22 protein-coding genes are annotated in these 26,053 nt (G+C 67.5%); 18 read left to right on the top strand and 4 right to left on the bottom strand.

Going from position 1 to position 26,053, the window contains the following annotated elements; translation table 11 throughout:
• Positions 1 to 97: 97 nt before the first annotated feature.
• The 6 genes from QE395_RS09490 (at position 98) to QE395_RS09465 (ending at position 7,312) form a co-directional block, all read left to right on the top strand.
• A complete protein-coding gene (locus QE395_RS09490; protein ID WP_068851802.1) occupies positions 98 to 2,464 on the top strand; it encodes a DNA translocase FtsK in 2,367 nt (788 codons plus the stop codon).
• 13 nt (positions 2,465 to 2,477) lie between these two features.
• Positions 2,478 to 4,442, top strand: coding sequence for a DUF3857 domain-containing protein (locus tag QE395_RS09485; protein WP_306988766.1), 1,965 nt, complete (start codon positions 2,478 to 2,480; stop codon positions 4,440 to 4,442).
• Positions 4,443 to 4,506: 64 nt separating this feature from the next.
• Complete coding sequence (lolA, locus tag QE395_RS09480; RefSeq protein WP_306988764.1) at positions 4,507 to 5,145, top strand: outer membrane lipoprotein chaperone LolA; 639 nt, start codon at positions 4,507 to 4,509, stop codon at positions 5,143 to 5,145.
• A 110-nt stretch (positions 5,146 to 5,255) separates the two neighbouring features.
• Entirely contained in the window at positions 5,256 to 6,557 is a 1,302-nt protein-coding gene (locus tag QE395_RS09475; protein WP_254622142.1) for a replication-associated recombination protein A, read from the top strand.
• Positions 6,557 to 6,961, top strand: a complete 405-nt coding sequence (crcB, locus tag QE395_RS09470; protein WP_095364304.1) for a fluoride efflux transporter CrcB — start codon at positions 6,557 to 6,559, stop codon at positions 6,959 to 6,961. The genes QE395_RS09475 and crcB overlap by 1 nt, the downstream gene beginning before the upstream one ends.
• Before the next feature lie 78 nt (positions 6,962 to 7,039).
• On the top strand, positions 7,040 to 7,312 hold the full coding sequence (locus tag QE395_RS09465; protein WP_068851817.1) for a hypothetical protein: 273 nt from the start codon (positions 7,040 to 7,042) through the stop codon (positions 7,310 to 7,312).
• On the opposite strand, the gene QE395_RS09460 is transcribed toward QE395_RS09465, so the two are convergent.
• The 4 genes from QE395_RS09460 to QE395_RS09445 form a co-directional block, all read right to left on the bottom strand.
• Positions 7,257 to 9,611, bottom strand: coding sequence for an ATP-binding protein (locus QE395_RS09460; RefSeq protein ID WP_306988760.1), 2,355 nt, complete (start codon positions 9,609 to 9,611; stop codon positions 7,257 to 7,259). The genes QE395_RS09465 and QE395_RS09460 overlap by 56 nt on opposite strands.
• Positions 9,608 to 10,258, bottom strand: coding sequence for a response regulator transcription factor (locus QE395_RS09455; RefSeq protein ID WP_306988758.1), 651 nt, complete (start codon positions 10,256 to 10,258; stop codon positions 9,608 to 9,610). Before QE395_RS09455 ends, QE395_RS09460 begins: the two co-directional genes overlap by 4 nt.
• Before the next feature lie 130 nt (positions 10,259 to 10,388).
• Positions 10,389 to 11,270, bottom strand: a complete 882-nt coding sequence (locus QE395_RS09450; RefSeq protein ID WP_306988756.1) for a LysR substrate-binding domain-containing protein — start codon at positions 11,268 to 11,270, stop codon at positions 10,389 to 10,391.
• Positions 11,271 to 11,320: 50 nt separating this feature from the next.
• Complete coding sequence (locus QE395_RS09445) at positions 11,321 to 12,298, bottom strand: transcriptional regulator (protein WP_093536765.1); 978 nt, start codon at positions 12,296 to 12,298, stop codon at positions 11,321 to 11,323.
• A gap of 122 nt (positions 12,299 to 12,420) precedes the next feature.
• Here QE395_RS09445 and QE395_RS09440 point away from each other — a divergent pair, with 122 nt between their 5' ends.
• The 12 genes from QE395_RS09440 to QE395_RS09385 all read left to right on the top strand — a co-directional run bounded on the left by QE395_RS09440 (position 12,421) and on the right by QE395_RS09385 (position 26,033).
• The gene (locus QE395_RS09440) at positions 12,421 to 13,026 is read left to right on the top strand and encodes a glutathione S-transferase family protein (protein WP_210132488.1); all 606 of its coding nucleotides are present in this window, start codon (positions 12,421 to 12,423) and stop codon (positions 13,024 to 13,026) included.
• A 100-nt stretch (positions 13,027 to 13,126) separates the two neighbouring features.
• Positions 13,127 to 14,572, top strand: coding sequence for an amidohydrolase family protein (locus tag QE395_RS09435; protein ID WP_095364299.1), 1,446 nt, complete (start codon positions 13,127 to 13,129; stop codon positions 14,570 to 14,572).
• 336 nt (positions 14,573 to 14,908) lie between these two features.
• A complete protein-coding gene (locus tag QE395_RS09430; RefSeq protein WP_306988749.1) occupies positions 14,909 to 15,670 on the top strand; it encodes a CS1 fimbrial subunit B flags: Precursor in 762 nt (253 codons plus the stop codon).
• A 69-nt stretch (positions 15,671 to 15,739) separates the two neighbouring features.
• Positions 15,740 to 16,240, top strand: a complete 501-nt coding sequence (locus tag QE395_RS09425; protein ID WP_095364298.1) for a CS1 type fimbrial major subunit — start codon at positions 15,740 to 15,742, stop codon at positions 16,238 to 16,240.
• An 88-nt stretch (positions 16,241 to 16,328) separates the two neighbouring features.
• Positions 16,329 to 18,875: a TcfC E-set like domain-containing protein gene (locus tag QE395_RS09420; protein WP_306988747.1), complete on the top strand. Its 2,547-nt coding sequence runs from the start codon at positions 16,329 to 16,331 to the stop codon at positions 18,873 to 18,875.
• Complete coding sequence (locus QE395_RS09415; protein ID WP_306988745.1) at positions 18,806 to 20,110, top strand: hypothetical protein; 1,305 nt, start codon at positions 18,806 to 18,808, stop codon at positions 20,108 to 20,110. The genes QE395_RS09420 and QE395_RS09415 overlap by 70 nt, the downstream gene beginning before the upstream one ends.
• Before the next feature lie 172 nt (positions 20,111 to 20,282).
• On the top strand, positions 20,283 to 20,471 hold the full coding sequence (locus QE395_RS09410) for a hypothetical protein (protein ID WP_306988743.1): 189 nt from the start codon (positions 20,283 to 20,285) through the stop codon (positions 20,469 to 20,471).
• Between the two features lie 249 nt (positions 20,472 to 20,720).
• Complete coding sequence (locus QE395_RS09405; protein WP_210132798.1) at positions 20,721 to 21,623, top strand: alpha/beta hydrolase-fold protein; 903 nt, start codon at positions 20,721 to 20,723, stop codon at positions 21,621 to 21,623.
• Between the two features lie 92 nt (positions 21,624 to 21,715).
• The gene (locus tag QE395_RS09400; protein ID WP_306988741.1) at positions 21,716 to 23,098 is read left to right on the top strand and encodes an ATP-binding protein; all 1,383 of its coding nucleotides are present in this window, start codon (positions 21,716 to 21,718) and stop codon (positions 23,096 to 23,098) included.
• A gap of 52 nt (positions 23,099 to 23,150) precedes the next feature.
• Positions 23,151 to 24,206, top strand: a complete 1,056-nt coding sequence (locus tag QE395_RS09395; protein WP_306988738.1) for an ABC transporter substrate-binding protein — start codon at positions 23,151 to 23,153, stop codon at positions 24,204 to 24,206.
• Between the two features lie 13 nt (positions 24,207 to 24,219).
• The gene (locus tag QE395_RS09390; protein ID WP_306988735.1) at positions 24,220 to 25,260 is read left to right on the top strand and encodes an iron ABC transporter permease; all 1,041 of its coding nucleotides are present in this window, start codon (positions 24,220 to 24,222) and stop codon (positions 25,258 to 25,260) included.
• Positions 25,257 to 26,033, top strand: a complete 777-nt coding sequence (locus QE395_RS09385; protein WP_249834271.1) for a heme ABC transporter ATP-binding protein — start codon at positions 25,257 to 25,259, stop codon at positions 26,031 to 26,033. The genes QE395_RS09390 and QE395_RS09385 overlap by 4 nt, the downstream gene beginning before the upstream one ends.
• The last annotated feature ends 20 nt before the right edge of the window (positions 26,034 to 26,053 follow it).

Genomic DNA, 26,053 nt, shown 5'->3' with positions numbered 1-26,053 from the left:
GAGCGGTGGAACGGCGCAACCCAGCCGGTGGTGGTTGGCGTGCCGTCAGTCGTTTATTATCAAGCACTAACAGTGCATTCCCAAGGTCTGGTCTAAGGTGGCGAAACAGGTCCCGGAACGATCCAAGTCTCCCGACGGCAAAGCGGCGTCGCGCCGTGCTGCGGCTGCGGCGCCGGTCGAAAATCCCCGTCGGCAGCGCCTGTGGCGCGACCTCGGCCTGATCGCGATCGCCCCGGCGTTGCTGTATCTGGTCGCCAGTCTGTTCACCTATTCGGCAAGCGACCCGGGCTGGTCGCACACCGGCAGCGTGGTGGCGCCCATCCACAACATGGGCGGCCGGGTCGGCGCCTGGGTGGCCGACGTGCTGCTGCAGCTGTTCGGTTACATGGCGTTCCTGCTGCCGATCGTGCTGGGCGCGCTGGCGTGGTTCGCCATGTTCGGGCTCAAGCGTGAGAGCAAGGGCGAGCACGACCTGGACCCGGCGCTGCGGCTGGTCGGCCTGGTCGGCTTCCTGATTGCCGGCACCGGCTTCCTGCACCTGCGGCTGTTCAGTGGCGATGTGGGCCATGCCGGCGGCATCCTCGGCCGGCTGGTGGGCAATTCGCTCAGTGCCGGGTTCGGCGCGCTCGGCGCGAACCTGTTCGTGCTGGTGCTGCTGCTGGCCTCGATCACCCTGGCCACCGGCATTTCGTGGTTCGTGGTGATGGAGAAGATCGGCCGCGCGGTGCTGGCGCTGCCGCCGCTGCTCAGCAAGAAGAAGGAACAGGCCACCGAGTGGCAGCAGACCCGCGCCATGCGCGAGGAACGCCAGGAAGTGCGCAAGGTGGACGCCGAGGTGCGCGCCAAGCGCGAGCCGGTCAAGATCGAGCCGCGTCCGGAGCCGGTGCTGGAAAAGAGCGACCGCGCCAAGCGCGAAACCCAGATTCCGATGTTCCGCGGCGTCAATGGCGATGGCTCGGACCTGCCGCCGCTGGCGTTGCTGGATGATCCCAAGCCGCAGCCCAAGGGTTACGACGAGGAGACGCTGGAAACGCTGTCGCGCCAGATCGAGTTCAAGCTCAAGGACTTCCGCATCGACGCGCAGGTGGTCGGCGCATATCCCGGCCCGGTGATCACCCGCTTCGAGATCGAGCCGGCACCGGGCATCAAGGTCAGCCAGATCAGCTCGCTGGACAAGGACATCGCCCGCGGCCTGTCGGTCAAGTCGGTGCGCGTGGTGGATGTGATTCCGGGCAAGTCGGTGGTGGGTCTTGAGATCCCCAACGTCACCCGCGAAATGATCTACCTGTCCGAACTGCTGCGCTCCAAGGAGTACGACAAGTCGGCCAGCCCGTTGACCCTGGCCTTGGGCAAGGACATCGCCGGCCGTCCGACCGTGGCCGACCTGGCGCGCATGCCGCACCTGCTGGTGGCCGGTACCACCGGCTCGGGCAAGTCGGTGGCGGTCAACGCCATGGTGCTGAGCCTGCTGTACAAGGCCTCGCCCAAAGACCTGCGGATGTTGATGATCGACCCGAAGATGCTCGAACTGAGTGTCTACCAGGGCATTCCGCACCTGCTGGCGCCGGTGGTCACCGACATGAAGGAAGCCGCCAACGGCCTGCGCTGGTGCGTGGCCGAAATGGAACGGCGCTACAAGTTGATGAGCGCGGTGGGCGTGCGCAACCTGGCCGGCTTCAACAAGAAGGTCAAGGACGCCGAAGACGCCGGGCAGCCGTTGATGGACCCGCTGTTCAAGCCGAACCCGGAGCTGGGCGAAGCCCCGCGCCCGCTGGAAACGCTGCCGTTCATCGTCATCTTTATCGACGAATTCGCCGACATGATGATGATTGTCGGCAAGAAGGTCGAAGAGCTGATCGCGCGCCTGGCACAGAAGGCGCGTGCGGCCGGCATCCACCTGATCCTGGCCACCCAGCGTCCGTCGGTGGATGTGATCACCGGCCTGATCAAGGCCAACATCCCGACCCGCATCGGCTTCCAGGTCAGCTCCAAGATCGATTCGCGCACCATCCTGGACCAGTCCGGCGCCGAAACGCTGCTGGGCCACGGCGACATGCTGTACCTGCCGCCCGGCACCGCATTGCCTGACCGTGTGCACGGTGCGTTCGTTTCCGACGAGGAAGTGCACCGCGTGGTCGAACACCTCAAGGCCAGCGGCCCGGCCGACTACATCAGCGGCGTGCTGGACGAAGTGCAGATGATGGGCGATGGCGTGGTGGTGGGTGCCGGTGGCCTGCCCGAGTCCAGCGGGGCGGCAGGGGATGAATCGGATCCGCTGTACGACGAAGCTGTGCGGATCGTGACCGAAACCCGCCGCGCCTCGATTTCCGGTGTGCAGCGCCGGCTGAAGATCGGCTACAACCGCGCCGCGCGTCTGATCGAAGCCATGGAGATGGCCGGCGTGGTCAGCCCACCCGAACACAACGGCGACCGCAGCGTGCTTGCGCCGCCCCCGCCGAAGTAACGCCGGAACCGCAATGATCCGCATGACATGGATGACCGCGTGCGCGCTGGCGTTGGCGCCCCTGCTGGTGTCGGCCCAGGCGGTCGCCCCGGCCCCGGTTCCGGCGCCTGCGATGGCACCGGCACCGGCCCCGCCGGCCGCCCCCAGCGATACCCAGGCCAGCAACAACTTCAGCTTCGTCAGCTACCGCGCCGATTACGTGGTGCGCGCTGACGCCGGCAACGTGCAGACCGAGTCCTACGACATCCTGCTCAAGACCAAGGCAGCGGTGGAGCAGTTCAGCCAGGTGCGGCTGAGCTACAGCGAGAAGATGGAAACGCTGGAGGTGCTGTCGGCCTACACCCTGACCGCCGACGGCCAGCGCCGTGACGTGCCGGCCGACCGCATCTACACCCAGGAAAGCTATTCCAGCGCCGCGGCGGCCATGTACGCCGACCGCAAGGTGCGGGTGGTGGTGTTCCCCAACCTGGCGCCGGGTACCCGGGTGGTCTACCAGACCCGCCGCACCCAGACCCAGCCGTACTTCCCGGGCTACTTCAGCCTGTGGGAAACCTTCAGCGGTTTCTCGCAGTACGACGATGCGCAGGTCACCCTGAGCGCGCCGGCCTCCCTGCCGATGTACGTGCAGCAGCGGGGCGTGCAGGGCAGCCAGAAACCCGTCATCCGGAACGGGCAGGCGACCTGGGCCTGGCGCTACCGCCGCCCGGACCCGATGCCGGTGCAGATATGGACCGCAGCGCCGTGGGAGTTCAGCCCGACCATCATGGCCAGCACCTACCGCGACTGGGCGCAGGTGGCGCAGGCCTACCAGCTCAAGGGTGGCGAGGCGGCACGGGTGACCCCGGGGATCCAGGCGCTGGCCGACGAGGTCACCCGCGGCATCGTGGACCGCCGTGAACAGGCCGCCGCGCTGTACCGCTGGGTGTCGCAGAACATCCGCTACGTGGCGGTGTACCTGGGCAACGGCGGGCTGGAGCCGAACCCGGCGCAGAGCATCCTCGACAACCACTACGGCGACTGCAAGGACCATGTGGTGATCCTGGAGGCGCTGCTGGCCGCGCGCGGCATCGACAGCACCCCGGTGCTGATTGGCGCCGGCGGCGGCCCGACCCTGCCGGACATTCCCCTGCTGGGCCGCTTCAACCACGCCATCACCTACATTCCCGAGTTCGACCTGTACCTGGATTCCACCAGCGCCTATGCGCGCTTTGGCCAGTTGCCCGACGGCGACCTCGGTGCGCCGGTGCTGCACACGCGCCAGGCCAAGGTGGCACGCACCCCGGCCAACGATGCCGCGCGCAACGGCAGCGGCTTCGAGGTCACTTTCCGCTTCGACCCGGACGGCAACCTGCAGGGCCAGACCGTGCCCCAGACCCGCGAAGTGGGCGAGATCGGCATGCGCGGCGCGTTCGCCCGCCTCAACGCGCAGAACCGGGCGCGGGTGGAGGAATCGATCATGGCCTCGTCCGGCTTCGATGGCAGCGGCACGCTGACCCTGTTGGGCGACCCGCAGGACCTGACCCGGCCGTTCAACTACCGCTACGATTTCCGCGCCCGTGATTACGTCGATTTCGGCGTGGTCGGTGGCATGGTGCTGCCGGACCCGCCCGGTGGCGAGTCGTTCCGTGACATCTACACCACCACGTCGGCGCCGGACAACGCCACCCCGTTCTACTGCAACGACACCCTGCGCCAGGAAACCTACCGGCTGGAGTTCCCGGCCGGGGTGCCGATCGTGGCGATGCCGCGCAACCAGCAGTTCCGCAATGCGGCCGGGGAGTACGCGCTTGAGTGGAGCCGCGAAGGGCAGGCCATCGTCGCCCGCCACCGCCTGCACCAGAAGGCGGTGCGCGGCGCGGATGCGCTGTGCCAGCCGGGCGACTATGCTGCGTTCCGCGAGCTGTACCAGCAGGTGCGGCGCGGCTTCCGCGGGCAGGTGGTCTACGGCGACCTGCGCACGGTGCAATCCGTCCCCTGACCCCCCATTCAGGATGACCTCGGCACACTGCCGGCCATCCTTACAACCTTCATTGGATACCCGTATGCAGAGCACTTTCCGCCGCTGTCTTGTCGCCGCCACGCTGGTCTGCGCCAGTGTCGGGTCGGTGTCTGCCTGGGCCGGCGCCCGCGATGAGCTGACCACGTTCACCAAGGGCCTGAAGGGTCTGGACGGCAAGTTCGAGCAGAAGGTGTTCGACAGCAAGGGCAAGGTGAAGGAAACCACCAGTGGCAGCGTGGCGTTGTCGGTGCCGAACCAGTTCCGCTGGGAGTACACGGTGCCGCATGAGCAGCTGATCATTGCCGACGGCAGGAATGTGTGGGTGTACGAGCCGGACCTGCAGCAGGCGACCAAGCGTGTGCAGGGCGCCGAGGAACAGAACAGCCCGCTTATCGCGCTGATCACCCCGGCACTGCTGGAAAAGCAGTACGACGTCAGTGAAGAGGCCGCGCCGCGCGACGGCCTGCAGTGGCTGTCGCTGACCCCGAAGCGTGAAACCGAAACGTCGTTCCAGTACGCCGCGCTGGGCTTCAACGCGCAGGGCCTGGCCCGCATGGAAGTGACCGATGCGGTGAACCAGCGCACGGTGATCTCGTTCAAGGACTGGAAGCGGAACCCGGCGTTCCCGAAAACCACCTTCACGTTCACGCCGCCTAAGGGCACCGACGTCATCGGCAACTGACGCAGCCGGGCAGGGCCCGGCGCTGCGTCATTCGGTCATACAATAGTGTCGTGGCCAGAAACCGAACGACATTCAATGAACCCGATCTGCTGACGGTGGATCGGGACAGCATGCGCCCGCTTGCCGAGCGCATGCGCCCGCAGACCCTAGATGAGATGGTGGGGCAGAAACGCCTGCTCGCCCCGGGTAGCGCGCTGCGCCGGGCGGTCGAGTCCGGGCATGTGCACTCGATGATCCTGTGGGGCCCGCCAGGCTGCGGCAAGACCACGTTGTCCCTGCTGCTGGCGCACTACGCCGACGCCGAATTCCGTGCCATCTCCGCCGTGCTTTCGGGCCTGCCCGAGGTCCGGGTGGTGCTGGCCGAGGCGGCCCAGCGCTTCGCCGAAGGTCGCCGCACGGTGCTGTTCGTGGACGAAGTGCACCGCTTCAACAAGGCGCAGCAGGATGCGTTCCTGCCGCATATCGAGCGCGGCACCATCGTGTTCGTCGGGGCCACCACGGAGAACCCTTCGTTCGAGCTCAATTCGGCGTTGCTGTCGCGCTGCCGCGTGCACGTGCTGGAAGCGGTGTCGCCGGCCGATATCGTCGAGGCGCTGGAGCGGGCGCTGCAGGACAAGGAACGCGGGCTCGGCGCCGAGGCGCTGCAGGTCACACCCGAAGCGCTGCTGGAGATCGCGACCGCCGCCGACGGCGATGTGCGGCGCGGTCTGACCCTGCTGGAGATCGCCGCCGAACTGGCCGGCGGTGAAGGCGGGCGGATCAGTCCGGAGATGCTGGTGCAGGTGCTGGCCGACCGTACCCGCCGCTTCGACAAGGGGGGCGAGCAGTTCTATGACCAGATCTCGGCCCTGCACAAGTCGGTGCGCAGCTCCAATCCGGATGCGGCGCTGTACTGGCTGACACGCATGCTCGATGGCGGCTGCGATCCCTCCTACCTGGCCCGGCGCCTGACCCGCATGGCGATAGAGGACATCGGCCTGGCCGATCCACGCGCGCAGTCGATGGCGTTGGAAGCCTGGGACATCTACGAACGGCTGGGCAGCCCCGAGGGCGAGCTGGCCTTCGCCCAGCTGGTGCTGTACCTGGCCAGCACCGCCAAATCCAACGCCGGCTACGCCGCCTTCAACCTGGCCAAGCAGGAAGTGCGCGAGACCGGCACCCAGGAGGTGCCGCTGCACCTGCGCAACGCGCCGACCAGGCTGATGAAGGAGCTGGGCTACGGCAAGACCTACCAGTACGACCATGACGCCGAAGGTGGCATCGCGCTTGACCAGACCGGCTTCCCGGATGCGATGGGCGAGCGGGTGTATTACCAGCCGGTGGCGCGCGGACTGGAAATCAAGCTGAAGGAAAAGCTCGACCGCCTGCGTGCCGAGCGCGAGCAGGCGCGGGCGCGCAAAGGGAACGACTGATGGGGGGCTTCGGGACGTGGTGGCAGCAGCTGGGGCTGGTAATGGCCGGCGGCGCGCTGGGCGCGGCACTGCGCTTCATCATCGGCGACGCCATGCTGCGCCAGTTCGGCAACGGTTTTCCGTGGGGCACGCTGACGGTGAACCTGGTGGGCGCCTTTGCGGTCGGCTACGTGGTGGTCTGGCTGCAGACCCGCGGCAGTGCGGCGTTGTATTGGCGCGCGTTCGCCATCGTCGGCATCATCGGCGGGCTGACCACGTTCTCGTCGATGATGCTCGAGGCGGTGCTGCTGGTCCGCAACGGACGCGGGTGGGTGATGCCGACGTATCTGGGCATCAGTCTGGTGGCGGGATTTGCGCTGGTGTGGTTGGGCGCGCGGTTGGCGGAGTCCTCGCTCGCGCGGTGATCGATTCCGCGTATTTCTGCTGGATTTCCGTTACATCTCACGATATTGTTCGCGCCCCGTTTGCGTTCCCCGTCCGTCATGCGTGATGAAGAAGACCCCGGCACCCTGGAGCTGATGCTGCCGCGCAAGCGCGGCCGTCCGCCCACGTTCGGCTACGCCATGACCGATGCCCAGCGTGCGGCCCGCTACCGGGCCCGTCGTGCCGGGCAGGCCGACCACGCCGATGTGCGCACCTGCAGCGATATGGTGCTGCTGGACAAGATCCGTGCGGCGATCAGCGCAAAGGATGCCGAGCTCACCGGATTCCTGGTGCACGTGCTGTGGCAGCGCTATCCCCTGCAGCTGAAATAATCGTCCCGCCTGCCAGGCCGGCGAGGGCTGGGCGCAGGTAACCCAGCAGCCGCTGGGCGTCCAGCCAGTCGCCGGCTTCGTCCAGGTCCAGTTCGTGCAGGTCGCCGGCAATCGCGGCCAGATCCGGTTGCCCCAGCATCTGCAGCACGCCGGCCAGCCGATGCGCGTGGTGCCGCAGGGCGGTTGCGGCCCGGTCGCGCAGGGCGTCATGCAGCGCCATCTGCTCTTCCTGCAGCGATTGCAGGATCTCGGTCCAGATGGGGTCGGTTGCGCTGCTGGTCGGGCTTGCCAGCCGCGCTGTGTTCCCCTGCGTCTCCACCTGCAATGCCCGGAGCAGCTGGCCGATATCCAGCGGCTTGCACAGCACCGCGTCCATGCCGCAGGCGAGGCAGCGTTCCACGTGCGCGGCCGAATCATTGGCAGACACTGCCACCAGTACGGCCGGCGTACGCCCGTGGCGGCGCTCCAGTTGTCGCAGTTGCACGGCCAGCTCGTAACCGCTCATGTCGTCGAGCACGCAATCGAGCAGCACGATGCCGCAGGGTTCGGCGGCCTGGCAGTGCAGTGCACTGGCGCCGTCGGCGCAGCTGCTCACCGAGGCGCCCAGCGTCTCCAGCTGCCGACAGACCACCGTGCGATTCAATGCGTGGTCTTCAACCAGCAACAGGGTACGCCCGGCCAGCGGCTGCTCCCCCGAGCAGGGGCCGGTGGCTTCGATCACCACCGGCAAGCGCACCTCGAAGCAGCTGCCCTCGCCGGGAGCGCTGCGCAGCTGCACCGTGCCTCCCATGCCCCGCACCAGATCCTGGCAGATGGAGAGGCCGAGCCCGGCACCGCCCATCTGCCGCGAATGACTGTCGTGCGCCTGCGCGAAAGGCTTGAACACGGTGTCGTGCAGCGCGGCCGGGATGCCGATGCCGGTATCGCGAACCGACAGCCCCAGGTGTGCGCTGTCCTGGTCCAGGTGCAGCGACAGGGTCACGTCCACGTGCCCCAGGTCGGTGAACTTCACCGCGTTGCCCAGCAGGTTGCTGAGCACCTGGCGCAGCGCGTCACCGTCCAGCCACATCCGGGGCAGCGGGTCGGTGTCCTGCAGCAGGGTGATGGCCAGGCCTTTGGCCTCGGCCGCAGGGCGGGCCACCGCCAGGCAGTCACGCGCCAGCTGGCGCACGTCCTGCCAGCCGGGGGTGGGGTGGTACTCGCCGGTGGCCAGGCGTGAATAGTCCAGCGCGTGGCCGAGCAGATGACGCAGGCCGGCCCCCGCATTGCGTGCGGCGTTCACCAGCTGCCGCTGGCCCTGGTCCAGGCCCGACTGGTGCAGCAGATCCACCGAGGTGACCAGTGCCTGCGCGGCGTTGCGCACTTCGTGGCTCATCACGGCGATGAAGCGCGCCTGCTGGCGTTCGCTGCGCCGCGCCGACTGCTGTGCCACGCGCATCCACACCCCGGCGGTGAGCAGGGCCAGCAGGATCAGCGCGCCGGCCAGCAGTTCCCAGCGAAAGTGCTGCGACATCACCTGCAGCGACGGCCCGCTCAGGTACGTGGCTTTGGTCCAGCGCTGCATCAGCATCGCGTGTTCCTGCGGGCTGATCGAGCGCATCGCCTGATGGATCTGATCGAGCAGGGCGCGATCGCGGTGGCGCACCACCAGGTGCAGGCTGCCTGGCAAGGTGGAAGGCCCGCCATGCAGCAGCAGGCTGTTGCCGAATTCGCGGCGCACCACGGGGCGCATTGCCACATCCAGGTCCAGTGCCGCGTCCACCACGCCGGCTTCCACGGCGGACAGCGCTTCACGCAGGCTGGGCAGGTCCACCACCTGCAGGTGGGGGTGGTAGGCACCCAGCCATTCGGCCAGGCGGGTGCCGCGCACCACCGCCACCCGGCGCAGGTGTGCGAATTCCGGCGGGTGCGCCTGGGCGTGGCGGCTGGCCATCAGGGTCTGGCCGCGGTAATACGCCGGTGATGCGGCCAACGCCGTGCACGGCGCGTTGTCCAGCGGCCCCAGCAGCAGCATCAGATCGGCGCGCCCGTCGCAGATTGCCTGCAGCGCGGCGGTGGCCGATTCCACCGGCTGCTCGCGGAATTCCAGTCCGGCCTGTTCGGCGACCAGCTGCGCATAGCCGGTGATCAGGTTGGTGTCGCGCGCCGCGCGGTTGTCATTGGCCAGCAGCCCATGCTGGGAGGGGTCGGCAGCCACCCGGACCAGCCGCGGTTCGGCACTGCTGCCCGGGGTGACAGGCAGCAGCAGGCCGACCAGCACCCCGGTCAAGGCGCCGGCCCAGGTCCAGTTGCCGCTCACCACACCGCCAGCTGGTGGCGGAGGGTGAACAGGTCGCGGTCGGTGCGCAGGCCGAGTTTGCGGAACGCCGCGTGCTTCTGGGTGCTGATGGTCTTGATGCTGCGGTTGCGCTGCAAGGCAATGTCGGTCACGGTCATGCCGCTCAGGCACAGCTGCAGCACTTCGCGCTCGCTCTGCGACAACCGGTGTTCGGCATGTTCGTCGCGGTAGTTGACCGGCACATGGGTGTGCCCGGCCGCCACGCGGGTGACCGCGCGCGCCAGCGCTTCCAGTGTCTCGCCCTTGGAGACCACGCCCGCGGCGCCGGCGGCCATGGTGTTGGAGATCATCACGTGATGTACGTTGGCCGAGAACATCAACACCCGCACGCGCGGGAACCGGCGTCGAAGCATGCGCAGCAGCTCCATGCCCTGCAGGTCGCCTTCGCCCAGGGTGTAGTCCACCACCGCCACGTCCACCAGGTGGTGTTGCAAGGTGCTGATCAGGGAGCTGGTGTGGGCGTGGTTGCCGACCACATGGAACCGCGGGTCGGTGGACAGGTGTACATAACTGCCATGCCGGACCACATCGTGGTCATCCAGCAGGGCGATGTTGAGTACGGACGGCAGCAGCGGTCCATATGCGGGGCCTGGATGGCGTCGAGACAAAGGAGGCACGCAATCGTGGGGTTTGCGCCATTCTTACCGCTTCAACGCGCAGCGGAGATAGTCTGATGTCAGATTAGGACTATTCCTATGCTCGGTACGAGAGGTGCGTCACTCTCTGCGCGCATCCGCGTCACCGTTTTTCGCGATCGAGCAGTCGCGCGAACTGCGACGCCAGATCCAGCACCAGCGGATCGGCGTTGTCACGGTGCAGCATCGCGATTTCGATGCCGTCCATGGGCGGCAGGCCTTGGCGCGCGGTGAGCGCGCGGTGTTCGCGGGTCATGGCACGCGCTGGCAGCAGGCTGATGCCCATGCCGTCGGCCACCGCGCCCTGGATGCCACTGAGGCTGGAGCTGGTGAAGCCGATCCGCCAGCGCCGGCCCATGCTTTCCACGGCAGCGATCAACTCATCGCGATACAGCCCGCGCGGCGGAAACGTCACCAGCGGAATCGGGTCCATGCCGATGCAGGGGCTGCGTGCACTGTCCACCCAGCGCATCGGCTCATGCCAGCAGGCCACGCCCTGGCGGCTGTTGCGGCGCTGTTTGACCAGCACCAGGTCCAGCTCGCCGTGGTCGTAGGCGTTGGCGAGGTCGCGGCTGAGGCCGCTGGTGACTTCCAGCTTCACCTGCCGGTGGCGGCGGGTGAAGCGGCCCAGCAGGGCGGTGGTGCGGGGGCTGACAAAGTCTTCGGGCACGCCCAGCCGGACGGTCACCGCCACCGTGGCGCCGGCCAGTGCTTCGCCCATCTGGTCGTTCAGGGCCAGCATCTGGCGCGCGATGCCGAGCAGCGTCTGCCCGGCATCGGTGGGGTGCACATCGCGGTTGCCGCGCACCAGCAGCGGGTGCCCGGCCAACTGCTCCAGCCGCCGGATCTTCTGGCTGATGGTGGACTGGGTGGAATGCAGGCGCGTGGCGGCGGTGGTGAAGCTGCCGCAGTCGGCCACCATCACCATCGCCCGCAGCAGGTCCAGTTCGAACAGGGCGCGATTCGATTGTGCACTGGGCGGCATGGCGGTATCCAGAAAGCGAATGGTGCCTGTTCTAGCATGCACGCGGGTGCCTAGCCAGCGGCGGCCCCGCTGCGTGCAAGGCTGCGCGCCACGCGAGCGCCAGCGGCCTGCATCATCGCGTGCAGCGCAGGCGGGCCCAGCACCTCGAATTCGAGCTCCAGCGCGAGCAGCCAGTACACCACCGCGCCCTGCGGGTGCGCGCCACACCGCAGCAGGCAGCGCTGTGCATCCACCGCTTCGAGCATGCCCGCCGAGGCCGGTATGCGTTCGCGCACGATGTCGATGGGGGCGTGCAGGATCACCCGCGCTTCGTCCCCGTAGGGTCCCAGCGACAGCGACTGGCTCACGAACGCGCGCAGGTCGCCATTGGCGGGCGACGGGCGCGGGCGGAAGTGCGCGCCCACCTCTGCCGCACTGGTCATGCGGTCGATGCGGAAGGTGCGCCAGTCCACGCGCAGCGTGTCCCAAGCCACCAGGTACCAGCGCCGTTCGGCATGCACCACGCCCTGCGGTTCCACCAGCCGCTGGCTGGGCTGTCCCTGGCGGTCGGCATAGTCGAAGCGAAGCTGCAGCTGGTCGCGGCAGGCGCCGGCCAAGGTGGCCAGCAGCCCGGCATCGACCATGGGCCCGGCCTGGTCGATCGGCAGGATCGCGGTACGTAATGCATCCAGCCGGCGTCGCAGCCGGGCCGGCATTACCTGTTCCAGTTTGACCAGTGCGGTAATCGCGGTCTGCTCGATGCCGCTGATGGTGCCGGTCACTGCAGTGCGCAGGGCCAGCGCAGCGGCCAATGCTTCTTCATCGTCGAGCAGCAGCGGCGGCAATGCGCGCCCGGCGCGGAACGCATAGCCGCCGGCCACGCCACTGCTGGCCTGGATCGGGTAGCCCAGTTCGCGCAGGCGGTCGATGTCGCGGCGCAGCGTGCGCGGATGCACGCCGATATCCGCGGCCAGTGTGTTGCCCGGCCAATGCGGCCGGGATTGCAGCAGCGAGAGCAGGCGCAGCAGTCGAGCGGAGGTGGTCAGCATGGGCGGCAGCATCGCGCCTGTCGAGGACAGGATCTGTCCGCAATGGTGGCTAGCCTGTGGCCACGGTGCAAGGCCCCCTGGCGGCGCACCTTTCCACACCGACAACCCACAAGGAGTTCCACATGTCCGTCGTCTTCTATTGGCATCCCATGTCCAGTGCCACCCCCGTCGCCTGCGCGCTCGCCGAACTGGGGGTCGCCCATGACCGGGTGCGGATCGACATCCGGAACGGCGAGCAGCGCACCCCGGAGTACCTGGCGATCAACCCCAACGGCAAGGTGCCGTGCCTGGTGGTGGATGGCACGCCGATCTTCGAAGGCCTGGCCATCCATCTGTGGCTGGGTGACCGCTTCGGCGTGGCGCGCGGGCTGTGGCCGGCGGCCGACACCCCGGAGCGGCTGCAGGCGTTGTCGTGGTGCGCCTGGGCCTATGTGACCTACGCGGCGATGATCAACCGGCTGATGCTGGCCACCCGCGAAGGCCCGTTGCGCGACAGTACGCAGGCCGCCGCCGCAGGGCAGGGCGCCGCCGAGCTGCTGGGATTGCTGGAAGATCGGCTGGGTTCACAGCCCTGGATGCTGGGCGGCGATTACTCGCTGGTGGACCTGGTGGTGGCGCAGGTGGTCGGCTATGGCACCTACGTCGGTGCCGGCGTGGACACGTATCCCGCCGTGGCGGCCTGGTTGGCGCAGGTGCAGGCGCGTCCGGCCATGCAGGGCGAGGTCTGAGCGCATTCGATTCCGTAATGCGCGTCATGACAAAATTTAACTGGTGAATGGATGCCTTCGCGCCGTATGGTGCGGAGGTACTCCTTTTTGCCACGTTGCCATGAAACCCATTGTGCTGTCTGCCTTCCCGGTGCTGCTTGCACTGGCGCCCTGCGTCCTCGCCGCCGAACAGGCCGACCTGATCATCCGGCATGCCACCGTGGTGGATGTCGAGCAGGCCACCACCCATGCCGACCAGGCGGTGGTGGTACGCGGCAATGACATCGTCGCCGTGGGTGACGACCGCAGCATTGCCAAGGCCTGGAAAGCGCCGCAGCGCATCGATGGCAAGGGCCGCTTCCTGATCCCCGGCCTGTGGGACATGCATGTGCATTTCGGCGGCGGACCGGAGCTGGTCGAAGAGAACAAGGCGCTGCTGCCGCTGTACATCGCCCATGGCATCACCACCATCCGCGATTGTTCTGGCGACCTGCCCACGCAGGTGCTGCAGTGGCGTGGCCAGATTGCCGACGGCAGCCTGGAAGGCCCGCAGCTGTTCAGTTCGGGCGCCAAGATCGAAGGCATCAAGCCGGTCTGGAAAGGAACGCTGGAGGTCGGCAGCCAGGCCGACCTCGATGCCGCGCTGGCCCAGCTCAAGCGCGACCGGGTCGACTTCGTCAAGATCACCGACAGCACCCTGACCCCGCCCCTGTTCCTGGCTGCAGTGCGTGGCGCCCGCGCCAATGGCCTGCGTGCGTCCGGGCACATCCCGATGGCGCTGACCGTGCAGCAGGCAGTGGACGCAGGCATCAGCTCGATCGAGCACCTGGACTACGCCTACAAGGCCGGGGTCAAGGACGAGGCCGCCATTGCCGCCGATTTCGCCGCCAAGCGCATTGATCGTGCCGAGGCCAATCGGCGGCTTGATGCCGGCTTTGATCGTGAGACCGCCATGGCCGCCTACCGTGGCTTTGCGGCGAAGGGCGTGTATGTCACGCCCACGCTCAACGGCGGCCGCATCCTCGACTTCCTGGACCAGGATGACCACGCCAACGATCCCTACCTGGCCTACATTGGCCCGAAGCTGCAGGCGACTTACCAGTGGCGGGTGGAACGTGCTGCCAAAGCGGGTCCAGAGCAGATCGCCGAGCGCCACCAGCAGTACCACCAGGTGGCGGAAGTGCTGCCGATGCTGCAGCAGGCCGGCGTGACCGTCATGGCCGGTACCGATGCGGGGTTCCTCAATTCCTTCAACTATCCCGGTATCGGCCTGCATGACGAGCTGGCCCTGTTCGTCAAGGAAGGCCTGACTCCCGCGCAGGCGCTGTCGTCGGCAACCCGTGCGGGTCCGTCGTGGTTCGGTACGCTGGACCGCTACGGCGGCATCGCCGAAGGTAAGGCCGCCGACCTGGTGCTGCTGGATGCCAACCCGCTGCAGGATATCCAGGCCACGCGCGCGATCAACACCGTGGTGCTGCGTGGCCACGTGTATGACCGCAAGGCGCTGGATGCGTTGCTGGCGCAGACACGTGCCAAGGTCGCCAAGTGGCAGGACGCTGCCCAGTAACGATCTGCGCGCAGCAAAGTCAAGAGAAGCAGCAAACGCCCCGCTCATCAGCGGGGCGTTTTCGTTTGGACGCCGCTACAACAAATTGCAGTAGCGCATTGAGGAATATTGAATGTGGCGCGGCGTAGCAGAACTTTAAGCTGCTCCCATTCAACGCGGCGATGCATTCGCACGCATCTGTTGGTCATTCCAATCGCGGTTGCAATTTATTTCAGGGTGTCTTGCAACGAGTTGCATAGGGCGACAGGAGGCGGCTGCCTATGCTTCGCCCTCGATTCGAGACGGTTATGACAACCGGCTTTCGTGATCGACCCATCAACAACAGGAGTCCCTTCGATGAAGCGTCTGATCACCGCGCTGGCGGTAGCAATGGCCATGGCGATGACGGCATCACCTCATCCGGCGCAGGCGGCCGCACCCAGCATCCATGTGGGGGCGATGTACGAATATGCCGAGCCGGGCAAGGGGGCGCTGCTGAAGCGCGTGCGCAATACCGGCGATGCCACGGCGTTCGTCCGTGTGCAGATCAGCGAAGTGCGCTACGCCGCGGACGGCACCCATCAGGAGATCCCGGTTGATACCTCCGGCAGCGCTGCCGCTGCCGGGCTGATTGCCAGCCCGTCGCGGTTGATCGTGCCGGCGCAGGGCCAACAGGCCACGCGTCTGCTGGTGCAGGGGGATCGCAGCACCGAACGCTACTACCGCGTGCGCTTCGTTCCGGTGCTGCCGCAGTCCGAAGACGAATTCGCGCTGACCGACGCGCAGCGTGATGACTACCGCAACGAGCTCTCGGCCGGCGTCAACGTGCTGACCGGCTATGGCGTGTTCGTGATCGTGCATCCCGACCAGGCCCGCTACGACGTGCAGACCGAAACGCACGACAACCACGTGCAGCTGCGCAATGCCGGCAATACCACGGTGGTGCTCGACGACATCCGCCAGTGCAGTGCGCAGGACAAGGCGGCCAAGTGCTCCCCGTCGCGCAAGGTGCACCTGCTGCCCGGGCGCACCGAACGCTTCGCTCGCAGTACCGGGCATCTGCACCGCTTCCAGATCGTTGAGGGGGACAGCCGCAAGGACGTCCTGCTCACCCGCTAGGTTCCGCCCGGAACCGCCGTCCCGTCGCCGGACTCCAGGCGACACCTTTCCGTTGGAGATGCAGGAAAAATGAACCTCAAGACCACCGTCCTGGCCGCTGCGGCTGCCCTGATCCTGACCCCGGCTGCCGCCATGGCCGCCACCGAGCAGTTCCCCATCCAGGTGACGGTTGAAGCCACGGTCCCGTCCGCCACCGGCCTGCAGATCTCGCCGGTCGGCGACTGGGCTGGCCAGACCCAGAACATGCGCTGGAACATCGCGACGCAGCGCCTGGATCCGATCCTGCAGCAGGTCGACATGAAGAGCGGCCTGGGCGCCATCAACGCCTACCTGACCACCGAAGCCCTGCTGACCAGCGCCGGCAACGCCATCGGCCTGACCGTGGCCGTCGCCGGCACCGACCTGCAGGTCGGTGCCGCCAACGCGGTTGAAGTGGCCACCCCGACCGAAGCCGCCGCGAGCAAGCGCGCTGCGGTTGCCATCACCGCCGCTGCGCCCACCGGCGAGAGCTACGTGCAGGGCACCTACCAGGGCAACGTTTTCATGATGTTCGAGAGCGGCACCCCGTAATCGCGCAGCTGCGCATGTTTCACCCCGGCAGCTCCGGCTGCCACAGGAGGGGCGCGCTCGCGCCCCTTCTTCATGCACAGGAATGACCATGTCACCGCGTCTGCTTCCCCTCGCCACCGCCGTCATGCTCCATTGCAGCGTTGCAGCAGTGCAGGCTGCGCCTGCGGCACTGGAAAGCCTCACCCTGCTTGACCAGGCTGGGGGGCTGCCCGATGACTTCCGTGACCATTTCTTCGACGTACCCCTGGTGGTACGGGTCGAACGCGATGGTCAGTACCTGGGCGATGCCCGTGCCGTGCTGACCCGTGACAATGCCTTGTCGCTGTTGGAGTTTACCGACAGCCACGACAGCACCGAACCGGCCGCCGAACGCGAGCGCTGGTTGAAGGTGTTGGCTGCACCGCGTCCGTTGGGCGCCTGCGAACAGGCCTGCAATGACAGCCTGGTGCGGGTTCACTACAGCCTGGAGAGCTCGCTGCTTTCCATCGCCACAGAGAACGGTGGGCGCGCCGCCACGCAGCAGCGCCACCTCGCGCTGCCTGAACACGGCAGTCGCGGCCTGATCCTGCGCCACCAGCTCAACGCCTATGCAGGGCAGGGCGTGGCTACGGCCGGCCGCTACGCGCTCGACGCACAGGGCAGCCTGGGACACTGGACGCTGGTCGGCAACTATCAGGTCGACCGCAGCAGCGATGAAGCCGGGCAGCTGCGCCAGTCGGTACAGAGCCTCTACGCACAACGCGAATTCCGCGACAACTTCCTGCGCGTGGGTTACTTCCTGCCCAACTTCCAGGGCGTCACCCGCCAGCCGCGTGCGCCCGGCTCGTTCAGCCACACCACCGTGGGCATGATGGCCGGCTCATCGGACAGCCTGGCCATTGATTCGCGCGCACCGAGCCTGTATCCGGTGTATGTGACCGCCAACCGCGAGGGCACCGTGGAGGTGTTCCGCGACGGTAGCCTGATCCAGACCCAGCCATTGCAGCCGGGCCTGCAGGAGCTGGATACCCGTCGCCTGCCGGGCGGCATCTACGAGGTCGAACTGCGGGTCATCGAGGATGGACGCGAAAGCTCGCGTGAAACCACGGTGATCCACAAGCCGGGCAACTGGCGCGACCCGAGCCGCCGCTGGCGCTACAGCGCGTTCGCCGGTGTCCAGCACAGCCTGCTGGACACCCTGGAGGACCCCGATGCCGGCGCCTTTGCCGCAGGCGGCATCCTCAATTACCTGGCCCATCCGCGTGCGATCCTCGGCCTGTCTGCCCAGCACCTGGATGGCGGGAATGCCGTCGCTGGATCGCTGGACTGGCAGGTCAACGACCGCGCCAACCTCTACACCAACGCCTACAGCGGCGACCACGGCAGTGGCGTGGACCTGCAGGGCATGTGGCGCCATGGCAAAGGCACCGTGATCGCCTCGCACAACCGCAGCTGGCAGGAGCGGCGCCGCCCCGGTGACAATGCCTACCCGCCGTTGCCGCCCGGTGCCGAGCTGCCGCAGACCCGCTCGGGCTGGCTGCAGACCAGTGCGCTGAGCATGAACCATCGCCTCGGTGACGGCAGCTACGTTGCCGCGCGCATGTCGCATCACAGTGGCACCAGCAACGGCGTTGGGCTCGACCTGTCCTTCAGTCGTCGCCAGACCCTGTTCGGCAGCGACGCGACCTGGCGCGCTGCGGTGTTCGACCGCCCGGCAAGTGCCAGCAGCGGCACGCGCCGCAACCGTGGTGTCGACTTCACCCTGAACATCGCGATGGGCCAGGAGGGGCGTCGCTACAGCGGCAGCCTTGGCAGCCGTACCGCCACCGATGGCGGGCGCAGCCTGTACGCCAGCGCGGGGGTACAGCAGACCTATGAAGACGGTCTGCTGCGCAGTGTCGCCGGCCAGGCCACCCTGGACAGCGATGGGCTGGGCCTCAGCAGCAACGCGCAGTTCGAGCATCCTGCATTGCGCGGCGATGCGCATGCGCAGCGCTCGTCGCTGGGCGGCACCGTCAGTGGCGGCCTGAACCTGGAGAGCACCATGGCCATGGGCGGCGGCAAGCTTGCCATTGCCGGTGCGGGGCAGGTCGGCAGTGTCGATACCGGCATGATCGTGGACGTGAGCTCCGACCTGCCCGATGTGGAGCTGCGCGCATACGACAGCCGCGGTGGCTCCTACGCGCTCCACCCTGGCCGCAACTTCCTGCCGGTCACTGCGTATCGCACCGGCGCTCTGCAGGTCGACTTCCATGGGCGCGCCGCGCCGGCTGCGAGCATCCAGCCGGCCACGCTGGACTATCACCTCAACAAGGGAGGCGTGGCCTACGGCAAGGTGGACGTGCTCAGCACCTTCACCGTGATGGGCCATCTCAAGGATGCCGCCGGGCAGCCGCTGGCCGGCGCCCACGTCATCAACCATGCCGGGCGCAGCGTAGCGGAGGCCGATGGTTTCTTCGCGCTGGAGATGAGTGCCAGGGCGCCACGCCTGGAAGTCCGCCACCCCAGGGTGACCGGCTGCAGCTTTGCGTTGGACGGCACGACCACCCGCCCGCAGGGCGACACGTGGATGGCCGGCATCCTCACGTGCCCATCGACGTCCCCTGGTCATGCGCAGTCGTCGTCGGCTGCACCCGCTGCAGGAGCAATGCCGTGATGTTTGAACGTTCCCCCTCCACCTTGCTGCGTGGCGTGCGTCGCGCGGCGGCAGCCATTGCGTTGGCTGCCGCTGCTGCTGGCGCCCATGCCGCCGACATCTACATCACCGCGGAGTTCAAGCCGGATATCAATGACCCCGACAAGCGGGAGTTCGTCAACACGACGCCGTGGTCGGGGGTGTGCAACAGCGTGCACCTGCAGGCATGCATCAACAACGAATGGTGGAGCATCGACACCAAGGTGCGGGGCACCAAGCAGGGCGTGCGCACGAACGATTATGGGCGTGACAGCTTCTACATCGGCATGCCGGGGCCGCGTACCGTAACGGTCACCTCCGACGATGGCGCGCATACGTTCGATCTGGGCGTGAAGATCATTGGCGCTGCGCTGCGCCTGGTCGACCAGGATGGGGATGGGCCCACCGAGCCTGCCTCCACGGGCGGCGCCATCAACTGCAACCGGGCGTTGAGCAACACCAATGCAAACAACCGGAGCGTCATGCGCCTGTGGCTGCGCCAGGATCGGGGCAATGGCGTGTTGGCCTGCGCGCTGCACTGGCTGCATACGAACAACTACGCCATCGCCGAGTTCGACTTCACCTACCAATTGACCACGCCTGCGCCGCTGGCCATGCGCAGCGGGGTTTACACCGGAATGACCTCGTTCCGCGTGGGCGGTACGGGCGAGGGTGCCGACTTCGACCTGGGCAACGGCGTGGAGCTGGATGACAACATCGTCAACGTGCACTTCCAACTGGAGGTCCAGCATGCGTTCCAGCTGGAGGTTCCGGCAGGGAGCGATCGCGCCGTGCTTGCGCCTCGCGGCGGGTGGACACAGTGGACGGACCATGGGATCGTGCCGAAGGCGCTGGAGCGCGAGATTCCCTTCAGCATCAGCAGCTCTGGGCAGTTCAGTGTCTCGCTGCAGTGCCAGCACGCGCATTCGGATGGTCGCTGTGCGATCCGCAACGAAACCGTGGATGCCCCAGACGCGCCTCTCGACATCCAGCTGACCCTGCCAGGTTTCCGCGATGCATCGTCGGGGGCAGAGGCGGTTGGCGTTGCGTTGACCAGCACGATGACGCCGCCTGTGATGACCGCCGAGAGTTTCATCATCCGCCGCCCATCCAGACTGCATTTTTCCGTCAACGGAGAGGCGGTCGGAACGATGCTGGACCACCCCGGCAGCCGGTATCGCGGTGACGTGACGGTGATCTTCGATGCGGATCCTTGATCCATGCGGAGTGCGACAACAGCGTGACGGCACACAGGTTCAGTTCTGAACTGTTTACGTACATGCGTTTTCCGTCGACGCGCGGCATCGTCAGCGCACGCGGCGGTAACGCGGCGGTCCCTAGTGTTGGCTCACCGGCATCGCTTTCGACGCCGTCTACCGGAGAAGCATGATGGGCAACCAACAGAATCCGCAGCAGGGCCAGCAGAATCCGCAGCAGGGCCAGCAGAATCCGCAGCAGGGCCAGCAGAACCAGCAGAACCAGAATGACCAGCAGCGCCAGGGCCAGCAGCAACAGCAGGACCAGAACCAGAAGGGCGAGCGCAACCAGCAGGGCGGCCAGCAGGAAGAAGAAGAATAAGCTGCTGCTCAAACGGAATAAATGGAGTCCGGCCTTTTGGCCGGACTTTCCGTTTGTTGGGTCACGACCAACGGTCGTGACCTACCGCTAAAGGGTGTTCACGAAGCAAGTGATACCCATTCGCATTTCGGGTACACTGGGGCGATCGTCTTGCCCTGGGTCGTGCCCGCCGTGTTTTCCCGCCTGGTTCCCGTTTTCTTGCCGTGGTTGCGCAACGCTGGCGTTGCTGCAGTACTGGGCGTGGTCGCGATGGCGCCGGCTGCCGCCCAGCAACGCAACCCGTTGCAGAAGGTCGGCGAAACCGTACTGGACCAACCGCCGCAGAGCTATCGGTTCGAGCGTTTCGTGATCGAAAGTGGTGAGCCTGCACGGCGCTGGCGCGTCAACGTCGGCGTGCCTGTGCGCAAGGCGGACGCGCCTGCGCCGGTGCTGTATATGCTGGATGGCAACGCAGCGGCCATGGTGTTCGACCAGACGATGTTGAGCGACCTGGCCGCACATGCCGCCCCGGTGCTCGTGTTCATCGGCTACGACAACGACCTGCGCATCGATTCACCCGCCCGCACGCTCGACTACACCGCGTGGGTGGATACGGCCGATGATGAGAACGGCACGTCCCAGTCCAGCGGCGGCGGCGCCAAGGCGTTCCTGGATGTCATCCAGCAGCGGATCAAGCCCGAGGTGGAGCGCCGCGCCCGGGTGGACACGCAGCAGCAATCGCTCTGGGGCCACTCGTTGGGCGGGCTGTTCGTGCTCAGCACGCTGTACACCCAGCCGACCGCATTCCAGCAGTACGTGAGTGCCAGCCCCTCCTTGTGGTGGAGCCAGGGCGCGCCGCAGGGCGCGATGGAGCAGGACTTCATCGCCCACCCAACGCCGGCGAAGGTGTGGCTGATGCTCGGCGGTGACGAGCGCAGCGGCAACCGCGGCGTGCGTGACATGAACAACCCGCGCGTGGTGGCGCACCTGCGCCGCATCGCCGGGGCCACCCCCGATGCCGCGCATGGGCTGAGCGGGCGTCTGGCCGAGGTGCCCGGGCTGCAGGTGACCTACCGCGAATTTCCCGGCCTCGGCCACGGCCCGATGCTGCCGGCTTCGCTGAAAGCCACGCTGGCGGCGCTGTACGGCGTGGCCGACAAGAGCGCCGATTGATTTTTTCCTTACCCAGGCTGCGCCGATCCGGCCCTGCCAAGGCAACCCTTGTGACACGCGCCGCTGGCGCGCCCCTACAGAAGGAGTCTGCTATGTCCCGATTGGTTTCCCTCCCGCGCGTTGCCGCGTTGGCCCTGGCCTTGTCGCTGGCGACCGGCGCGGTGTCCGCGCAGCCGGTGTTCGATGCGCCTGCCAACGGCTTCCGTGGCAAGGTCAGTGCCCGCAACGAGAACGTGATTCCCGGCAGCACCGCTGAAGTGACCGGGCGCGCGTTCGTGCCCGGCCAGCAGGTGACGCTGCTGCGCGGCGAGACCGTGCTCAACGCCACGCCGGTGGTGGTGGACGAACAGGGCAACTTCAAGGCCAGCGTGCAGATCCCGGCCGACGCCGTGCCCGGCCAGCACCCGGTGGTGGTGCGCGCCAGCCAGCCGGCTGCTGCGACCGTGGTTGCACTGCGGGTGTCGCCGAACCTGCCGCTGAGCGGCCAGCAGGCGTTCCAGCAGAGTTCGGGCAAGCTGGTGCAGGGGCTGTACCAGAGCGCCTACAGCGCGGGCAGCAACGCGCTGTTCGTGACCTCGGCGGTGGGCCGCCCGCCGGTGACCCAGTCGCAGCTGCTCAAGGTGGACCCGAAGACGCTGAAGGTGCTCAAGGCGATTACCCCGGCGCAGGTGCCCGATGCCAAGGGCGGCAGCGTGTTTGCCGTGTATGGCGTGGGCGTGGACGATCCCAACGGCAACGTGTGGGTCAGCAACACCCGCCAGGACACGGTGGCGGTGTACCGCCAGTCCGATCTGTCGCTGGTGCACCAGTTCCCGGTGGGCGCGGTGCCGCATGCGCGTGACGTGGTGGTGGATGCCAAGCGTGGCAAGGTGTTCGCGTCCGCGGCTGGCGAAGATCATTTGTCGGTGTTCGATGCCAGGACCTTCAAGGCGCTGGAGCCGATCACGCTGGCATCCGGCGTGGACGACGAGAAGTTCGTGCCGATGAGCCTGGTGCTGGATGAAGCCAGCGGCAAGCTGTTCACGGTGAGCATCGGTACGCCCGAGGCGGCGGTGATCGACGTGGCCAGCGGCAAAGTGGACAAGGTGATCGACCTGGGCAATTCGATCAGCGCCTCCGGCGTAGCCTTCGATGCGAAGCGCAACCGCCTGTTCGTGGCCTCGCAGGGCACCGACAACCTGCTCATCGTCGACGTGGCCAGCGGCAAGGTCCTGCACGATGTGCCGGTGGGCGCGGGTGCGCTGAACGTGGCGTTCGAACCGGTGTCCGGCTTGGCCTACGTCACCAACCGCGGTGCCGGCACGGTGACCGTGGTGGATGGCGACGGCAAGGTGGTCGGCAACCTGGACGGCGGCACGTTCCCGAACCACGTCCGCGAAGACGGCAAGGGCAACGTGTTCGCGGTCAACAAGTCGCGCGGCGCGGAAGACCCGAAGGGCGACCGCATCACCCGCATCACCCCGGCCCGCCGCTGATGCATTCCGCGCGCGGGGCTGCGGTCCTGCGCGCACCTGACGGAGTAATGACATGTCCAGTTCCCTGACCGCGCGCCGGCATCTGCCGGTGCTGGCATTGGCAGCCGCACTGACTGCCTGCGGTGGCAAGCCCGCGGAAACGGCAGCGCCTGCCGAAGCCGCGCCGAAGGCGGCCGACGCCGCAAACGCATCATCGCCTGCCGCGCTGCCGCAGGGCTGGCTGCATCTGGCCGGCGCCAATGTGCCCTCCAGCACCAACCTGATCCCGGTGCTTCCGGTGACGGTGACCTCCGACGACGGCGAACAGGTCACGGTGAAAGACGCCTCGCGCATCGTGGCTGGCGGTGACGATGTCATCGCGGTGATCGAAGCGCTTGGCCTGGGCGGCCAGGTGTATGCCGCGCCGCTGCGTTCGGCCACCGAAGCAGGGCGCAAGGCCCCCAAGCAGTTCCTGTTCAACCGCACCACCGGCGTGGAAGGCGTGCTGAGCCTGGAAGGGACGCTGTTCCTGGGCAACAGCCTGCGCCGGCATACCGAGCTGGCGAAGAAACTGCGCGGTGCGGGTGAGGCGGCCGTGGTGATTGATGACCTGCAGCCGGCACCGGAAAAGGTGCGCAAGGTAGCGGCCGCGCTGGGCGTGGCCGAGGCCGGCAACGCGCTGGCAGCGCAGGTACAGGCGCAACTGGAGGAAGCCGCCGCGATCGCGTCGAGCAGCAAGGTGCACCCGCGAGTGATCCACCTTTCCGCGACCGGGGCTGGCGGCGCGCCGACCGTGGCGGGCGCCGACAGTGCCTCGGGCAAGCTGATCGGGTTGGCCGGTGGCGTGAACATCGGCACCGAAGCGGGCGTGGCCAACTATTCCGCGCTGAGCAATGAAGGCGTGGTGGCCGCGGCGCCCGAGGTCATCCTGGTGACCGAAAACGATCTGCAGCTGTTCGGTGGTGAGGCGGGCCTGTGGAAGGCCTACCCGACGTTGAAACAGACCCCGGCCGGCGCGGCCAACCGGGTGTGGGTGATGCCGGACGTGCAGTTGAAGGCGGCCAGCGTGGGCTCCGGCAGCGGTGCGGTGGCCTTGGCCAAGGCGCTGGCGGCACTGCCGTCGCCGTGAGCAGGACGCTGTGATGGAACGCGCTACGCGCAGACGTGCAGGCGGATGGGTGCTGGCGATGATGGCGCTCGCCCTGCTCGGTGCGATCCTGGCTTCGTTCGCGGTCGGGCCGTTGCGCCTGCCACCGCTGGAGGTGGTGCAGGCGGTGGCGGTCAAGCTGGGCATGCTCGACCCCGCGCAGGTCAGCCAGCGCGACATGGCGGTGGTCTGGAACCTGCGCATTCCGCGTGCGCTGCTGGGCGCGCTGGTGGGGGCATCACTGGCGATGGCCGGGGCCAGCCTGCAGGGGCTGTTCGGCAATCCACTGGCCGATCCGGGCATCGTGGGGGTGACCCAGGGCGCGGCGCTGGGCGCGGTGGCGGCCATTGTGCTGGGCGGCGGCAGCGTGGGCGGCTGGACGCTGCCGCTGGCGGCCTTTGCCGGGGGTGCGGCGGCGATCAGCCTCACCTATGCGCTGGCGCGGCCCGGGCGTAACACGGGCACGGCGACCTTGCTGCTGGTAGGCATTGCGATGGCGGCGTTCTGTTCGGCGGCGATCGGGTTCCTGACTTACATCGCCAGCGAAAGCGAGCTGCAGTCGCTGGTGTTCTGGCAGATGGGCTCGCTGGCGCAGGCCGACTGGGCTGACCTGGCGGCGGCGCTGCCGGTGTTCGTGCTGGGGACGTTCGCGCTGCTGCGGCTGTCCACGCCGCTGGACATGCTGGCGCTGGGGGAGCGCCAGGCGCAGCACCTGGGTCTGGACGTGAAGCGCACGCGACTGAAGCTGATTGCGTTCAGCGCGCTGCTGGTGGGTGCGGCCGTGGCATTCGCCGGTTCCATCGGCTTCGTGGGGCTGGTGGTGCCGCACGTGGTGCGCATGCTGGTGGGCCCGGGCCACCGCTGGTTGCTGCCGGTGTCGGCAGTGACCGGTGCGGTGTTGATCGTGGTCGCCGATACCGCCGCACGTACGCTGGACCCGCCCGCGGAGATTCCGCTGGGCTTGTTCTCGGCAGCATTGGGTGCACCGTTCTTCCTGTGGCTGGTACTGCACCAGCGCCGGAGCGGCACGGTATGAGCGCGCCGTTCCTGCAACTGGATGGCGTGGGCGTTCGTTTCGGTGAGCGGTCCATCCTGCACGACATCCACCTGGGGTTCGTGCCGGGCACGGTGACGGCGCTGGTCGGGCCGAACGGGGCGGGCAAGTCGACGTTGCTGGCGGTGGCCAGTGGCGACGTCGAGGCCGATGCCGGGCAGGTGATCCTGCACGACAAGCCGATCGCGCACTGGAAGGCGATGGCGCTGGCACGCGAGCGGGCGGTGATGCCGCAGGACCATGCAGTGCGCTTTGCGTTCACGGTGGACGAGGTGGTGGCGATGGGGCGGTTGCCACACCCGGCCGATGCGTTGCGCGATGCGGAGCACGTGGAACAGTCGCTGGGCCAGGCCGAGATGGTGGGGTTGCGGCGGCGCGAGGTGCAGACGTTGTCCGGCGGTGAGGCGGCGCGGGCCACGTTCGCGCGGGTGCTCACCCAGGACACGCCGTTGCTGCTGCTCGATGAGCCGACCGCGGCGCTGGACCTCCGTCACCAGGAGCGGACGCTGCGTGCGGTGCGGCAGCTGGCCGACAGCGGCGCGTGCGTGATCGTCGTGCTGCACGACCTGAACCTGGCGGCGGGGTATGCCGACCGGATCGTGCTGCTGGAGCAGGGCAGGGTGGCGGCTGATGGAACGCCGGACCAGGTGCTGACGCGCGAGCACATCGAGCGGGTGTACCAGCAGCCGGTGCTGGTGCTGCGGCACCCGCAACGCGATGTGCCGCTGGTGGTAGTCGCCGACCCCCTCGCGTAGCGCCACGCCCTGCGTGGCTG

The organism is Stenotrophomonas sp. SORGH_AS_0282 (assembly GCF_030818125.1).
Classification (GTDB): domain Bacteria; phylum Pseudomonadota; class Gammaproteobacteria; order Xanthomonadales; family Xanthomonadaceae; genus Stenotrophomonas; species Stenotrophomonas rhizophila_A.
The sequence above is the reverse complement of the archived record's forward strand: the minus strand, read 5'-3'. Positions and strand labels throughout refer to the sequence as shown.

Coding starts and splice junctions, on each gene's coding strand:
- QE395_RS09485 (WP_306988766.1), top strand. CDS start 2,478: ATGATCCGCATGACATGGATGACCGCGTGCGCGCTGGCGTTGGCGCCC.
- lolA (WP_306988764.1), top strand. CDS start 4,507: ATGCAGAGCACTTTCCGCCGCTGTCTTGTCGCCGCCACGCTGGTCTGC.
- QE395_RS09475 (WP_254622142.1), top strand. CDS start 5,256: ATGCGCCCGCTTGCCGAGCGCATGCGCCCGCAGACCCTAGATGAGATG.
- crcB (WP_095364304.1), top strand. CDS start 6,557: ATGGGGGGCTTCGGGACGTGGTGGCAGCAGCTGGGGCTGGTAATGGCC.
- QE395_RS09465 (WP_068851817.1), top strand. CDS start 7,040: ATGCGTGATGAAGAAGACCCCGGCACCCTGGAGCTGATGCTGCCGCGC.
- QE395_RS09450 (WP_306988756.1), bottom strand. CDS start 11,270: ATGCCGCCCAGTGCACAATCGAATCGCGCCCTGTTCGAACTGGACCTG.
- QE395_RS09445 (WP_093536765.1), bottom strand. CDS start 12,298: ATGCTGACCACCTCCGCTCGACTGCTGCGCCTGCTCTCGCTGCTGCAA.
- QE395_RS09440 (WP_210132488.1), top strand. CDS start 12,421: ATGTCCGTCGTCTTCTATTGGCATCCCATGTCCAGTGCCACCCCCGTC.
- QE395_RS09435 (WP_095364299.1), top strand. CDS start 13,127: ATGAAACCCATTGTGCTGTCTGCCTTCCCGGTGCTGCTTGCACTGGCG.
- QE395_RS09430 (WP_306988749.1), top strand. CDS start 14,909: ATGAAGCGTCTGATCACCGCGCTGGCGGTAGCAATGGCCATGGCGATG.
- QE395_RS09425 (WP_095364298.1), top strand. CDS start 15,740: ATGAACCTCAAGACCACCGTCCTGGCCGCTGCGGCTGCCCTGATCCTG.
- QE395_RS09420 (WP_306988747.1), top strand. CDS start 16,329: ATGTCACCGCGTCTGCTTCCCCTCGCCACCGCCGTCATGCTCCATTGC.
- QE395_RS09410 (WP_306988743.1), top strand. CDS start 20,283: ATGGGCAACCAACAGAATCCGCAGCAGGGCCAGCAGAATCCGCAGCAG.
- QE395_RS09405 (WP_210132798.1), top strand. CDS start 20,721: ATGGCGCCGGCTGCCGCCCAGCAACGCAACCCGTTGCAGAAGGTCGGC.
- QE395_RS09400 (WP_306988741.1), top strand. CDS start 21,716: ATGTCCCGATTGGTTTCCCTCCCGCGCGTTGCCGCGTTGGCCCTGGCC.
- QE395_RS09395 (WP_306988738.1), top strand. CDS start 23,151: ATGTCCAGTTCCCTGACCGCGCGCCGGCATCTGCCGGTGCTGGCATTG.
- QE395_RS09390 (WP_306988735.1), top strand. CDS start 24,220: ATGGAACGCGCTACGCGCAGACGTGCAGGCGGATGGGTGCTGGCGATG.
- QE395_RS09385 (WP_249834271.1), top strand. CDS start 25,257: ATGAGCGCGCCGTTCCTGCAACTGGATGGCGTGGGCGTTCGTTTCGGT.